At 62.2% G+C, this 12,608-nt stretch carries 13 protein-coding genes; 5 read left to right on the top strand and 8 right to left on the bottom strand.

The genetic code is table 11. The features are described 5' to 3' along the window. Positions 1-77: 77 nt before the first annotated feature. From gmhB to glyQ, 3 genes are read right to left on the bottom strand one after another with little or no spacing between them, the layout of a single operon-like run. Positions 78-617, bottom strand: a complete 540-nt coding sequence (gmhB, locus tag TU82_RS24110; RefSeq protein WP_173667501.1) for a D-glycero-beta-D-manno-heptose 1,7-bisphosphate 7-phosphatase — start codon at positions 615-617, stop codon at positions 78-80. Beyond that, positions 617-2,671: a glycine--tRNA ligase subunit beta gene (gene glyS, locus TU82_RS24105; RefSeq protein WP_057725752.1), complete on the bottom strand. Its 2,055-nt coding sequence runs from the start codon at positions 2,669-2,671 to the stop codon at positions 617-619. Before glyS ends, gmhB begins: the two co-directional genes overlap by 1 nt. Continuing rightward, positions 2,668-3,621: a glycine--tRNA ligase subunit alpha gene (gene glyQ / locus TU82_RS24100; protein WP_003187265.1), complete on the bottom strand. Its 954-nt coding sequence runs from the start codon at positions 3,619-3,621 to the stop codon at positions 2,668-2,670. The genes glyS and glyQ overlap by 4 nt, the downstream gene beginning before the upstream one ends. Positions 3,622-3,702: 81 nt before the next feature. On the opposite strand from glyQ, the gene TU82_RS24095 reads away from it, so the two are divergent. After that, positions 3,703-4,260, top strand: coding sequence for a DNA-3-methyladenine glycosylase I (locus TU82_RS24095; RefSeq protein WP_057725751.1), 558 nt, complete (start codon positions 3,703-3,705; stop codon positions 4,258-4,260). Between the two features lie 40 nt (positions 4,261-4,300). Then, positions 4,301-5,188, top strand: a complete 888-nt coding sequence (locus TU82_RS24090) for a lysophospholipid acyltransferase (RefSeq protein ID WP_057725750.1) — start codon at positions 4,301-4,303, stop codon at positions 5,186-5,188. Positions 5,189-5,310: 122 nt separating this feature from the next. On the opposite strand, the gene TU82_RS24085 is transcribed toward TU82_RS24090, so the two are convergent. From TU82_RS24085 to def, 5 genes are all read right to left on the bottom strand, one after another. Beyond that, positions 5,311-5,622 carry a tetratricopeptide repeat protein gene (locus TU82_RS24085; RefSeq protein WP_057725749.1) on the bottom strand — a complete coding sequence of 104 codons (312 nt, stop codon included), beginning with the start codon at positions 5,620-5,622 and terminating at the stop codon, positions 5,311-5,313. 16 nt (positions 5,623-5,638) lie between these two features. After that, entirely contained in the window at positions 5,639-7,012 is a 1,374-nt protein-coding gene (gene trkA / locus TU82_RS24080; protein ID WP_057725748.1) for a Trk system potassium transporter TrkA, read from the bottom strand. A 22-nt stretch (positions 7,013-7,034) separates the two neighbouring features. Next, positions 7,035-8,345, bottom strand: a complete 1,311-nt coding sequence (rsmB, locus tag TU82_RS24075; protein ID WP_057725747.1) for a 16S rRNA (cytosine(967)-C(5))-methyltransferase RsmB — start codon at positions 8,343-8,345, stop codon at positions 7,035-7,037. Next, on the bottom strand, positions 8,342-9,295 hold the full coding sequence (gene fmt / locus TU82_RS24070) for a methionyl-tRNA formyltransferase (RefSeq protein ID WP_057725746.1): 954 nt from the start codon (positions 9,293-9,295) through the stop codon (positions 8,342-8,344). Before fmt ends, rsmB begins: the two co-directional genes overlap by 4 nt. Before the next feature lie 69 nt (positions 9,296-9,364). Further along, positions 9,365-9,871, bottom strand: a complete 507-nt coding sequence (def, locus tag TU82_RS24065; protein WP_005783383.1) for a peptide deformylase — start codon at positions 9,869-9,871, stop codon at positions 9,365-9,367. Between the two features lie 135 nt (positions 9,872-10,006). Between def and TU82_RS24060 the strand changes: the two genes are divergently transcribed. From TU82_RS24060 to tsaC, 3 genes are all read left to right on the top strand, one after another. Next, positions 10,007-10,783 carry a hypothetical protein gene (locus TU82_RS24060; protein WP_057725745.1) on the top strand — a complete coding sequence of 259 codons (777 nt, stop codon included), beginning with the start codon at positions 10,007-10,009 and terminating at the stop codon, positions 10,781-10,783. Positions 10,784-10,846: 63 nt separating this feature from the next. Further along, positions 10,847-11,950 carry a DNA-processing protein DprA gene (dprA, locus tag TU82_RS24055; RefSeq protein WP_057725744.1) on the top strand — a complete coding sequence of 368 codons (1,104 nt, stop codon included), beginning with the start codon at positions 10,847-10,849 and terminating at the stop codon, positions 11,948-11,950. 58 nt (positions 11,951-12,008) lie between these two features. Next, positions 12,009-12,566, top strand: coding sequence for an L-threonylcarbamoyladenylate synthase type 1 TsaC (gene tsaC / locus TU82_RS24050; RefSeq protein ID WP_057725743.1), 558 nt, complete (start codon positions 12,009-12,011; stop codon positions 12,564-12,566). Positions 12,567-12,608: the final 42 nt, after the last annotated feature.

The raw sequence follows: 12,608 nt of genomic DNA, 5'->3' as shown, positions 1-12,608 counted from the left end.
CATTTACCGTTGCGGGACACGGCCCGCCTGTTAAAAGCGCACTCCCGAACAATCCTTGGTCAGGAAGTCGAGGGCGGCTAGTTGTTGATAAGTTCTGCGGCAACCGCCGCCAGATCGTCAAAAATCAAAGTGCCTACCGGCAGGTTTTTCGCCTGGGTCTTTTCGCCTTTCCCGGTCTTTACCAAAACTGGCTGAGAGTCGACGGCTTTGGCCGCCTCCAGGTCACCGAGACTGTCCCCGACGAACCATATCCCAGCCAAGGGCACCTTGTAATGTTCTGCAATGGTTTTCAGCATGCCAGGTTTGGGTTTGCGGCAGGCGCAGCCTTCATCCGGCCCGTGGGGACAGTAAACCACCAGCCCCACCTCACCGCCCTGCTCCGCCACCAGCATGCGCAAGCGCGCGTGCATGGCGTCCAGAGTGGCGAGGTCGTAATAACCGCGGGCGATGCCGGACTGGTTAGTGGCAATGGCCACTGTCCAGCCGGCTTTGCTCAACTGCGCGATGGCCTCGATCGAGCCGGGCAATGGAATCCATTCCGCCACCGACTTGATGTAAGCGTCGGAGTCGTAATTGATCACCCCGTCCCGATCGAGAATCAGCAGTTTCAACATGATCAGCCCAGGACGGAAATGTCAGCGATATTGATGAACAGACCCCGCAGACGCGCGAGCATGGCGTAGCGGTTTTTCCGCACGCCGGCATCGTCGGCATTGATCATGACCGCTTCAAAGAACGCATCCACCGGTTCACGCAGCGACGCCAGGCGCGCCAGCGCTTCAGCGTAGTTACGCTCGGCGATCAGCGGCTTCACGGCATTCTCGGCCTTGACGATGGCCGAGTTCAGCGAGAACTCCTTGGCATCGGCAAACAGGCCTGGGTCCACTTCCGCAGTGCCGAGGTTGTCGGCCTTGCTCAGCAGGTTCGATACGCGTTTGTTCACGGCGGCCAAGGCGTCGGCTTCCGGCAACTTGCGGAACGCCTGTACGGCCTGTACGCGTTGATCGAAGTCCAGCGCCGAATCCGGCTGCAGGGCACGAACCGACAGGTAGACGGAGACGTCTACGCCTTCATCTTCGTAACGCGCACGCAGACGATCGAACACGAACTCCAGCACTTGCTCGGCCAGGCCGGCTTGCTTGACCTTGGCACCGAACTGGCCGACGGCGAACACCACGGCCTGGGTCAGGTCGAGGTCCAGCTGTTTGTCGATCAGGATACGCAGCACGCCCAGGGCCGCACGGCGCAGGGCGTACGGGTCTTTGCTACCGGTGGGCAGCATGCCGATACCGAAGATGCCCACCAGCGTGTCCAGCTTGTCGGCGATGGCCACGGCCGCACCGGTCAGGGTACTTGGCAGCTCGGCACCGGCACCCCGTGGCATGTACTGCTCGTTCAGCGCCAGGGCCACATCGTTGGGTTCGCCGTCGTTGAGGGCGTAGTAGTAACCGGCCACGCCCTGCATTTCAGGGAACTCGCCGACCATCTCGGTGGCCAGGTCGCACTTGGACAGCAGGCCTGCACGCGCGGCCCAGGCGGCGTCGCCACCAATGCGTGGCGCGATGTAGGCCGCCAGCTTGGAAACGCGCACGGCCTTGTCGTAGACGCTGCCGAGTTTTTCCTGGAACACCACGTTTTGCAGGCGCAGGTTGAAGTCTTCGAGCTTCTGCTTCTTGTCCTGCTTGAAGAAGAATTCGGCGTCGGTCAGGCGCGGACGCACGACTTTCTCGTTACCGGCGATGATCTGTTGCGGGTCCTTGCTCTCGATGTTGGCCACGGTGATAAAGCGCGGCAGCAACTTGCCGTCCGCGTCCAGCAGGCAGAAGTACTTCTGGTTGTCCTGCATGGTGGTGATCAGCGCTTCCTGCGGTACATCGAGGAAACGCTCTTCGAACGAGCACACCAGCGGCACCGGCCATTCAACCAGGGCGGTCACTTCGTCGAGCAGGCCTGGCGGCACGATGGCGGTGCCTTCCTGTAGGCGGGCCAGCTCTTCGGTACGCTTGCTGATCAGCTCGCGACGCTCATTGGCATCGGCCAGCACGTAGGCGGCGCGCAGGTCATTGAGGTAGTTGGCCGGCGAGGTGATGCGCACGCTCTCGGGATGGTGGAAGCGGTGGCCACGGGAGTCGCGACCGGCCTTCTGGGCGAGGATAGTGCAGTCGATGACCTGGTCACCGAGCAGCATCACCAGCCATTGGGTCGGGCGCACGAACTCTTCCTTGCGCGCACCCCAGCGCATGCGCTTGGGAATCGGCAGGTCGTTCAGGGAATCTTCCACGATGGTCGGCAACAGGCTGGCCGTCGGCTTGCCGGGGATGACCTGGCTGAAGCGCAGTTTCGGGCCGCTCTGGTCAATCTCGCTCAGTTCGACGCCGCACTTCTTGGCAAAGCCCAGTGCCGCTTGAGTCGGGTTGCCTTCGGCGTCGAAAGCAGCCTGGCGCGGCGGGCCGTCGAGGTTGATATTGCGGTCCGGCTGCTGGGTTTCCAGCGCGGTCAGCAACACCGCCAGGCGACGTGGCGCGGCGTAGACTTTCTTCGCCTGGAACTTCAGGCCAGCGCTTTGCAGGCCCTTTTCAATACCGGCCAGGAATGCATCGGCCAGGGTGTTGAGTGCCTTGGGAGGCAACTCTTCGGTGCCCAGTTCGACCAGGAAATCTTGAGCACTCATTGTGCAGCCTCCAGCTTAGCCAACACTTCATCACGCAAATCCGGGGTCGCCATCGGGAAGCCCAGCTTGGCGCGAGCCAGCAGGTAGGCTTGGGCGACGGAACGCGCCAGGGTGCGTACACGCAGGATGTATTGCTGGCGCGCAGTCACCGAGATGGCACGGCGCGCGTCCAGCAGGTTGAAGGTATGGGAGGCCTTCAACACCATTTCATAGCTCGGCAACGGCAGCGGCTGGTCGAGTTCGATCAGGCGCTTGGCTTCGCTTTCATAGAAGTCGAACAATTCGAACAGCTTGTCGACGTTGGCGTGTTCGAAGTTGTAGGTGGACTGCTCCACCTCGTTCTGGTGGAACACGTCGCCATAGGTGACTTTGCCGAACGGGCCGTCAGCCCACACCAGGTCGTAGACCGAATCCACGCCCTGCAGGTACATGGCCAGACGCTCCAGGCCGTAGGTGATTTCGCCGGTCACCGGGTAGCACTCGATGCCGCCCGCTTGCTGGAAGTACGTGAACTGCGTCACCTCCATGCCGTTGAGCCATACTTCCCAGCCCAGGCCCCAGGCGCCCAGGGTCGGCGATTCCCAGTTGTCTTCGACGAAACGGATGTCGTGGACCAATGGGTCCAGGCCAACATGCTTGAGCGAGCCCAGGTACAGTTCCTGGAAGTTGTCCGGGTTGGGCTTCAATACCACCTGAAACTGGTAGTAGTGCTGCAGACGGTTCGGGTTTTCGCCGTAGCGGCCGTCAGTCGGGCGACGACTGGGCTGCACATAAGCGGCGTTCCAGGTTTCCGGGCCGATGGCCCGCAGGAAGGTAGCGGTGTGGAAAGTGCCGGCGCCTACTTCCATATCGTAGGGCTGAAGTACCACACAACCTTGCTCGGCCCAGTATTGCTGGAGGGCGAGGATCAAGTCTTGGAAGGTACGCACGGCTGGCGTAGGCTGGCTCACGAAATTCACCTGTTACTTGGGCTGCGATTTAAAGAGCGGGAGTATACCCGATTCGGCCCCGCCACCACCCCCTGGAGCCTTATGCCACGCTGCTTTTGGTGTTCTGAAGATCCGCTGTACATGGCTTATCACGATCAGGAGTGGGGAACGCCGCTGCGCGATGCGCAGGGTTTGTTCGAGTTGCTTTTGCTCGAAGGGTTCCAGGCGGGCCTGTCCTGGATCACCGTTTTACGCAAACGCGAGCATTACCGGAAGGTGCTGTTCGGCTTTGATGCGCAACGTCTGGCCAGGCTGACCGACGCTGAAATCGAAGCGTTGATGCAGGACCCGGGCATCGTGCGCAATCGCCTGAAGCTCAACGCCACACGCCGCAACGCCGCCGCCTGGCTGGCGCTGGAAGATCCTGTGGGATTGCTCTGGTCGTTTGTCGGCGGCAAGCCCAAGGTCAATCATTTCAAGGATCGCAGCGACGTCCCGGCGATTACGCCCGAGGCCGAAGCCATGAGCCGCGCTTTGAAGAAAGCCGGCTTCACCTTTGTCGGGCCGACCATCTGCTATGCGTTCATGCAGGCCTCGGGCATGGTCATGGACCACACCCAGGACTGCGACCGTTACGCGGATCTGGCCAACGCCGGTTAGAATGCCGGCCTTGCGCACCACACACGATCAGGAGTGACCTGTGGAAAAGTTTAAAGGCGCCTTGCTGGTAGGCGCTCTCCGGTTGTTTGCCCTGCTGCCCTGGCGCGCCGTACAAGCCGTCGGCACCGGCATCGGCTGGATCATGTGGAAAACCCCCAACCGCTCACGCGACACGGTGCGGATCAACCTCTCAAAGTGTTTCCCCGACATGGACCCCGCCGAGCGCGAAGCGTTGGTCGGCCGCAGCCTGATGGACATCGGCAAGTCCCTGACCGAAAGCGCCTGCGCCTGGATCTGGCCGGCCCAGCGCTCTATCGATCTGGTGCGCGAAGTTGAAGGCCTTGAGGTGCTGCACCAGGCTCTCGCCTCGGGCAAAGGCGTGGTCGGCATCACCAGCCACCTGGGCAACTGGGAAGTGCTGAATCATTTCTATTGCAGCCAGTGCAAACCGATCATTTTCTATCGCCCGCCCAAGCTCAAGGCCGTTGACGAATTGTTGCGCAAGCAACGCGTGCAACTGGGCAACCGCGTGGCCGCCTCCACCAAGGAAGGCATTCTCAGCGTGATCAAGGAAGTGCGCAAAGGCGGCCAGGTGGGTATCCCTGCCGACCCCGAGCCGGCGGAATCCGCCGGCATTTTCGTACCGTTCTTCGCGACCCAGGCGCTGACCAGCAAGTTCGTGCCGAACATGCTCGCGGGCCACAAGGCGGTGGGCGTGTTCCTGCATGCCCTGCGCCTGCCGGACGGCTCGGGCTACAAGGTGATCCTGGAGGCGGCCCCGGAAGACATGTACAGCACCGACACCGCCACGTCCTGCGCGGCGATGAGCAAGGTGGTGGAGCGGTATGTCGGCGCCTACCCGAGCCAGTACATGTGGAGCATGAAGCGCTTCAAGAAGCGCCCGCCGGGTGAGGCGCGCTGGTACTGACTAAAGATCACCACAGAACCCAATGTGGGAGGGGGCTTGCCCCCGATAGCGGTGGTTCAGTCAACTATGTATTGGCTGACACTGCTATCGGGGGCAAGCCCCCTCCCACATTTGGATTCCGCTCAGGCCTGGCGGTCGAGTTTCTTCAGGAATACCGTCATTTCTTTTTCGGCCTGTTTGTCGCCATGGACCAGGGCCGCCTCTATGCCTCTTTCCCACGCGTGACGTGCGCCAGCGTTATCACCCAGCCCCAACTGCGCCTTGCCCAACAACTTCCACGCCGCCGAATATTTCGGATCGAACTCGACGCACTTCTGCAAATGTTCGGCAGCCTTGGCGTTGTCCTTCAAATCCAGATAACCCTTGCCCAGCCCGAACCGCAGCAGCGAATTATCCACACCCTTGGCGAGCATTTTTTCCAGGGATTCGAGCATGTCGGTCACTCCTTGATCAGAAAAAGCTCAACCCCACGTGGAACAACTTCTCCACATCGCGGATATGTTTCTTGTCCACCAGGAACAGAATCACATGGTCACCGGTGGCGATCACCGTATCGTCGTGGGCAATGATCACTTCCTCGTCGCGAATGATCGCGCCAATGGTGGTGCCCGGCGGCAAGCCGATATCGCGGATGGCCCTGCCGATGACCTTGCTCGACTTGGAGTCGCCATGGGCAATCGCCTCGATAGCCTCCGCCGCGCCACGGCGCAGGGAATGCACGCTGACGATATCGCCACGGCGCACGTGGGCGAGCAAGGTGCCGATGGTCGCCAATTGCGGGCTGATGGCGATGTCGATATCGCCGCCCTGGATCAGGTCGACATAGGCCGGGTTGTTGATGATGGTCATCACCTTCTTGGCCCCCAGCCGCTTGGCCAGCAGCGATGACATGATGTTGGCTTCGTCATCGTTGGTCAGGGCCAGGAAGATATCGGCGTCGGCGATGTTCTCTTCCATCAGCAGATCGCGGTCCGAGGCACTGCCTTGCAGTACGACAGTGCTGTCGAGGGTGTCGGACAAATGCCGGCAGCGCGCAGGGCTCATCTCGATGATCTTCACCTGGTAGCGACTTTCGATGGCCTCCGCCAGGCGCTCACCGATCTGCCCGCCGCCGGCGATGACGATGCGTTTGTAACTCTCATCGAGCCGGCGCATTTCGCTCATTACCGCACGAATATTCGCCTTGGCCGCGATGAAAAACACTTCGTCATCGGCTTCGATCACCGTGTCGCCCTGGGGCAGGATCGGCCGGTCACGCCGGAAAATCGCGGCGACGCGGGTTTCCACATTCGGCATGTGTTCGCGCAATTGACGCAATTGCTGCCCCACCAGCGGCCCGCCGTAGTAGGCCTTCACCGCGACCAGTTGCGCCTTGCCCTCGGCGAAGTCGATCACCTGCAAGGCACCCGGAATTTCGATCAGGCGCTTGATGTAGTGCGTGACCACCTGTTCCGGGCTGATCAGCACGTCCACCGGAATGGCATCGTTATCGAACAGGCCGGCGCGGGTCAGGTAGGCTGCTTCGCGCACACGGGCGATCTTGGTCGGGGTGTGGAACAGCGTGTGGGCGACCTGGCAGGCGACCATGTTGGTCTCGTCGCTGTTGGTGACCGCGACGAGCATGTCGGCATCGTCGGCGCCGGCTTGACGCAGCACGGTGGGGAACGATGCACGCCCTTGCACCGTGCGGATGTCCAGGCGGTCGCCCAGGTTGCGCAGGCGCTCGGCGTCGGTGTCGACCACGGTGATGTCGTTGGCTTCGCTGGCCAAATGCTCAGCCAGCGTGCCGCCCACCTGCCCTGCCCCGAGGATGATGATTTTCATCCGGTCACTCCCTTAAAACCATTCAGCCGCGCGCGGCGGCGATCTTGATCAGTTTGGCGTAGTAGAAGCCATCATGCCCGCCTTCCTGCGCGAGCAATTGGCGACCGTGTGGCTGCTTGATGCCGGCCGTGGTCGCGAGGTCCAGTTCCCGTGCGCCGCTGGTGCGGGCGAGGAAAGCCTGGATGACCTCGGTATTCTCGGTGGGCAAGGTGGAACAGGTGGCGTAAAGCAGAATGCCGCCGACTTCCAGGGTGGGCCACAACGCGTCGAGCAGTTCGCCCTGCAACACGGCCAGGGCGGCGATGTCGTCGGGTTGGCGGGTCAGCTTGATGTCCGGATGACGACGGATCACGCCGGTGGCCGAACACGGCGCGTCCAGCAGGATGCGCTGGAACGGTTTGCCGTCCCACCAGGTGGCGGTGTCGCGGCCATCGGCGGCGATCAGCTCGGCGCTGAGGCCCAGGCGTGCGAGGTTTTCCCGTACGCGCACCAGGCGTTTGGCTTCCAGGTCGACGGCCACCACACCGCCCAGGTCCTTTTCGACTTCCAGAATGTGACAGGTCTTACCGCCAGGCGCGCAGCAAGCGTCCAATACGCGTTGGCCGGGCGCCAGGTCGAGCAGATCGGCGGCCAGTTGCGCGGCTTCGTCCTGCACGCTGATCCAACCGTCGGCGAAGCCGGGCAGGCTGCGCACGTCTGCGGCGGCTTGGAGCACGATCCCGTCGATGCTGTACACGCACGGCGCGGCCTTGATGCCCGCCTCGCTGAGCAATTGCAGGTAGGCGTCGCGGCTGTGATGGCGACGGTTGACCCGCAGGATCATCGGCGGGTGCGCATTGTTCGCCGCGCAAATGGCTTCCCATTGCTGCGGCCAGAACGCCTTCAGGGATTTTTGCAGCCAGCGCGGATGCGCGGTGCGCACCACCGGGTCATGCTCCAGCTCGGTCAGCAGCCCTTCGCTTTCGCGCTGGGCGCGGCGCAGCACGGCATTGAGCAAGGCCTTGGCCCAGGGTTTTTTCAGTTTGTCCGCGCAGCCCACCGTTTCACCGATGGCGGCGTGGGCCGGTACGCGGGTATAGAGCAGTTGATAGAGACCGACCAGCAGCAGCGCTTCAACATCGGCGTCGGCTGCCTTGAACGGTTTTTGCAGCAACTTGGCTGCCAGTGCCGACAAGCGTGGCTGCCAACGTGCGGTGCCAAACGCCAGGTCCTGAGTGAAACCGCGATCACGGTCTTCGACCTTGTCCAACTGCACAGGCAGCGAACTGTTCAGCGAAGCCTTGCCGTTGAGCACGGCGGCGAGAGCCTTGGCGGCGGCCAGACGTGGGTTCATTGAGCGCTCACCCCGAGGATCGTGCCTGGAGCGAATTTTTCACGGCGGCTGTTGAACAGATCGCTGAAATTCAGCGCCTTGCCACCGGGCAATTGCAGACGTGTCAGGCACAACGCCTGCTCGCCGCAGGCGACCAGCAGGCCGTCCTTGCTGGCGCCGATGATTTCTCCCGGCGCGCCTGTACCGTCGGCCAAGGTGGCAGCCAGTACTTTCAAGGTTTCGCCGTCGAGCGTGCTGTGGCAGACAGGCCATGGGTTGAACGCACGTACCAGACGCGCAAGCTCTGCGGCCGGGCGGCTCCAGTCGGTGCGCGCTTCGTCTTTGTTCAGTTTGTGGGCGTAGGTGGCCAGGCTGTCGTCCTGCACTTCGCCTTCAAGGGTGCCCGCGGCAAGACCGGCGATGGCCTGGATGACGGCGGGCGGACCCATTTCAGCCAGGCGGTCGTGCAGGCTGCCGCCGGTGTCTTCGGCGGTGATCGGCGTGGTGACTTTGAGCAGCATCGGGCCGGTGTCCAGCCCTGCTTCCATGCGCATGACCGTCACGCCGCTTTCGCTGTCACCTGCTTGCACCGCGCGCTGGATCGGCGCCGCTCCGCGCCAGCGTGGCAGCAAAGACGCGTGGCTGTTGATGCAGCCCAGGCGCGGGATATCGAGTACGGCCTGGGGCAGGATCAAGCCGTAGGCAACCACCACCAGCAGGTCCGGCTTGAGCGCGGCCAGTTCCGCCTGGGCGTCGGCGTTGCGCAGGGTCGGTGGTTGCAGCACGGCAATGTTGTGTTCGAGCGCCAGTTGCTTGACCGGGCTGGGCATCAGTTTTTGCCCGCGCCCGGCCGGGCGATCCGGCTGGGTGTACACCGCGACGATTTCATAAGGGCTGGCAAGCAGCGCCTTGAGGTGTTCGGCGGCAAATTCGGGTGTACCGGCAAAAACAATGCGCAGTGGCTCGGTCATCGGAGTTCTCGGTTAAAAGCAGTCACAAAAGAAAAAGGCTTGCCGCAGCAAGCCTTTGGAAGGGGGGCATCAAGCTTGCTGGCGATGCTTTTTTTCCAGCTTCTTCTTGATCCGGTCACGTTTGAGCGTGGACAGGTAATCGACAAACAGCTTGCCGTTGAGGTGGTCGCACTCATGCTGGATGCACACCGCCAACAGGCCTTCGGCAATCAGCTCGAACGGCTTGCCGTCGCGGTCCAGGGCCTTGATCTTCACGCGCAACGGGCGTTCGACGTTCTCGTAGAACTCCGGCACCGACAGGCAACCTTCCTGGTATTCGCCCATCTCGTCGGTCAGTGGTTCGAACTCGGGGTTGATGTACACCCGGGGTTCGCTGCGATCCTCGGACAGGTCCATGACCACGACGCGCAGGTGCACGTTGACCTGGGTCGCGGCGAGGCCGATGCCCGGGGCTTCATACATTGTTTCAAACATGTCATCGACCAACTGACGAACCTTGTCGTCCACTACGGCCACCGGCTTGGCGATCGTGCGCAGGCGCGAGTCGGGAAATTCGAGGATGTTCAAAATAGCCATAAGCGTAATTGCTGCACATGTGAGGTAGAGGCAAATCGGCGGTGGGATGGACCCAGGCAGCCGGTGTGAAACGTTCGCAAGCCGCGAAGGCTATGGCGTTTCACGCGAACGCACATAATAAAGGAGATTGACCCCATGAGGAAATCGCTACTCGTCTTGCTGCTATGGGCCCCGCTGGCCATGGCGCTGATTCCGCAACCCGGCCAGCGCCTGGACCCTGTCACGCAAAAGTCTATACAGGGCTTCCTGCTGCACAACCGCCTGCTCGATTTGCCCCAGGACCTGGACAACGCGCCCTATATCGTCGCCGCGCAGGGCGGACGCGTGCTGGGCGCCAATGGAGAGCGTATCTACGCCAGGGGCAGCCTGGACCCGGCCCAGCCGAACTACGGAATCTTCCGCCAGGGCAAGGTCTACACCGACCCCAACACTCGGGAACTGCTGGGGGTCAATGCCGACTACATCGGCAGCGCGCGTTTTTTGCTGACCGATGATCTCACCACCCTGGCCGTGCAAAGGGTCACCCAGGAAGTGCGCCCAGGCGACCGTTTGCTCCGCGCCGAACCTGACGTGGACCTGGCCGATCTGCAAACGCCTGCATCCCCACCCTTTGTTGAAGGTCACATCATCGACATCCCCAAGGGCGTCACGCAGATCGGCGTGCTGGATGCCGTGACCTTGAACAAGGGGCGTCGGGATGGCGTGGTCGAAGGCCAATTGCTCACGGTGATCAGGGCCGGCGCCTCGCTGCGCGATGCGCTTACAGGCGCGCCGACGCAGCTCCCGGACGTGCGTGCCGGCACCCTGCTGGTGTTTCGCACCTATGAAAAACTCAGCTATGCCCTGGTTCTCAGCGCGTCGCGCCCGTTGGCGGTGATGGATCGTTTCGAGACCGACGGCCCAACGCAATAAATAGCCTGCTAAATAAGTTACCAACAGAGTTATCCACAGCTTGTTCCGGTCAAGGATGATCAAATGTTTCCGATAAGCAGCAATCAAATTTCCCCAGCAGAGCTGGAAGCCCGGCTACGCTTGCACAGGCTGCCGGAACTGGGTCCCAGGCGTTTTAACCTGCTGATCGAGGCGTTCGGCTCCGCGTCGAAAGCCATCAGTGCGCCTGCCAGTGCCTGGCGCGCGCTCGGGTTGCCGGCGGTCAGTGCCGATGCCCGGCGCAGTGCGGATATTCGCGATGGAGCCAGTGTGGCGCTGGCATGGCTGGCCCGCCCGGGCCAGCATTTACTGATGTGGGACCAGCCCGAGTACCCTGCACTGCTCGGCCAGATCGAGGGTGCTCCGCCGCTGTTGTTTGTCGCTGGCGACCCAACACTCCTGGAAAAACCGCAGTTGGCCGTGGTCGGCAGTCGTCGTGCTTCGCGCCCCGGCATGGACACCGCCGCCGCGTTTTCCCGTAGCCTCGCAAGCGCCGGTTTTGTCATCACCAGCGGCCTTGCCTTGGGTATCGATGGCGCGGCCCATCAGGCGGCATTGGACGTGGGTGGTCATACCATCGGTGTGCTCGGCACCGGCCTGGAAAAATTTTATCCACAGCGCCACAAGACGCTCGCCGCGGCGATGATTGCCCAGGGCAGTGCCGTGGTTTCCGAGTTTCCACTGGACGCGCCACCCCAGGCCGGTAACTTTCCACGGCGTAATCGCATTATCAGCGGTTTGTCCCTGGGGGTCCTGGTGGTGGAAGCCAGCATCGCCAGCGGTTCGCTGATTACCGCACGGCTGGCGGCGGAACAAGGACGCGAGGTGTACGCCATTCCGGGTTCCATCCATCATCCGGCGGCCAAGGGCTGTCATCAGTTGATCCGCGATGGCGCGGTGCTGGTGGAAACCATCGAGCATATTCTTGAAGGCCTGCGCGGTTGGCAGGCGTTGTCACGCCCGGCGCCGGTGCCGGTTGTGCATCCGCTGGTGGCGCTGTTGCACGCGGCTCCGCATACCAGCGAAGCCTTGGCGCTTGCCAGTGGACAGCCGCTGTCCCAGGTACTGGCGAGCCTTACCGAGTTGGAACTCGATGGCCGGGTGATCTGTGAAAGTGGGCGCTGGCTTGCGCGTGGCGAGCGGTTGTAGCTGGGTTTTGCAACGAAGATCGGTAAACTGCCCGGAGCTTTAGTTCGGAGAGTAGACAATGGTCAACAGGTGGCGTGTGCTGGAAGCCGCACGAGAAATTCGCGCAGGTGCGGTGATTGCCTATCCGACCGAAGCGGTCTGGGGCCTGGGCTGCGACCCGTGGAATGAAGAAGCGGTGGACCGTTTGCTGGCGATCAAGAATCGCTCAGTGGATAAGGGCCTGATCCTGGTGGCTGATAATATCCGCCAGTTCGACTTCCTGTTCGAAGACTTTCCCGACACCTGGATCGAGCGCATGGCCAGCACCTGGCCTGGGCCGAATACCTGGCTGGTGCCCCATCAGGACTTGCTGCCGGAATGGGTCACGGGTGTGCATGACACCGTGGCGCTGCGGGTCAGTGATCATCCGCTGGTACGGGATTTGTGCGCCCAGGTCGGGCCGTTGATTTCCACGTCGGCCAACCCCCAGGGCCGCCCGGCCGCGCGTACGCGGATTCGGGTGGAGCAGTATTTTCGTGGGCAGGTGGACCTTGTGCTGGGCGGCGCCCTGGGCGGGCGCAAGAACCCGAGCCTGATCCGTGATTTGGCGACGGGGGATGTGGTGCGACCTTCCTGAGACCGAGTCGCGCCTATCGGGGGCAAGCCCCCTCCCACATTT

Origin of the sequence: Pseudomonas orientalis, from assembly GCF_001439815.1 — a bacterium.
Classification (GTDB): domain Bacteria; phylum Pseudomonadota; class Gammaproteobacteria; order Pseudomonadales; family Pseudomonadaceae; genus Aquipseudomonas; species Aquipseudomonas orientalis.
The sequence above is the reverse complement of the archived record's forward strand: the minus strand, read 5'-3'. Positions and strand labels throughout refer to the sequence as shown.

What these genes read in the sequence shown, in the direction of transcription:
- glyS (WP_057725752.1), bottom strand. Translation starts at nt 2,671, where the DNA reads ATGAGTGCTCAAGATTTCCTGGTCGAACTGGGCACCGAAGAGTTGCCT.
- TU82_RS24095 (WP_057725751.1), top strand. Translation starts at nt 3,703, where the DNA reads ATGCCACGCTGCTTTTGGTGTTCTGAAGATCCGCTGTACATGGCTTAT.
- TU82_RS24085 (WP_057725749.1), bottom strand. Translation starts at nt 5,622, where the DNA reads ATGCTCGAATCCCTGGAAAAAATGCTCGCCAAGGGTGTGGATAATTCG.
- trkA (WP_057725748.1), bottom strand. Translation starts at nt 7,012, where the DNA reads ATGAAAATCATCATCCTCGGGGCAGGGCAGGTGGGCGGCACGCTGGCT.
- rsmB (WP_057725747.1), bottom strand. Translation starts at nt 8,345, where the DNA reads ATGAACCCACGTCTGGCCGCCGCCAAGGCTCTCGCCGCCGTGCTCAAC.
- fmt (WP_057725746.1), bottom strand. Translation starts at nt 9,295, where the DNA reads ATGACCGAGCCACTGCGCATTGTTTTTGCCGGTACACCCGAATTTGCC.
- def (WP_005783383.1), bottom strand. Translation starts at nt 9,871, where the DNA reads ATGGCTATTTTGAACATCCTCGAATTTCCCGACTCGCGCCTGCGCACG.
- TU82_RS24060 (WP_057725745.1), top strand. Translation starts at nt 10,007, where the DNA reads ATGAGGAAATCGCTACTCGTCTTGCTGCTATGGGCCCCGCTGGCCATG.
- dprA (WP_057725744.1), top strand. Translation starts at nt 10,847, where the DNA reads ATGTTTCCGATAAGCAGCAATCAAATTTCCCCAGCAGAGCTGGAAGCC.
- tsaC (WP_057725743.1), top strand. Translation starts at nt 12,009, where the DNA reads ATGGTCAACAGGTGGCGTGTGCTGGAAGCCGCACGAGAAATTCGCGCA.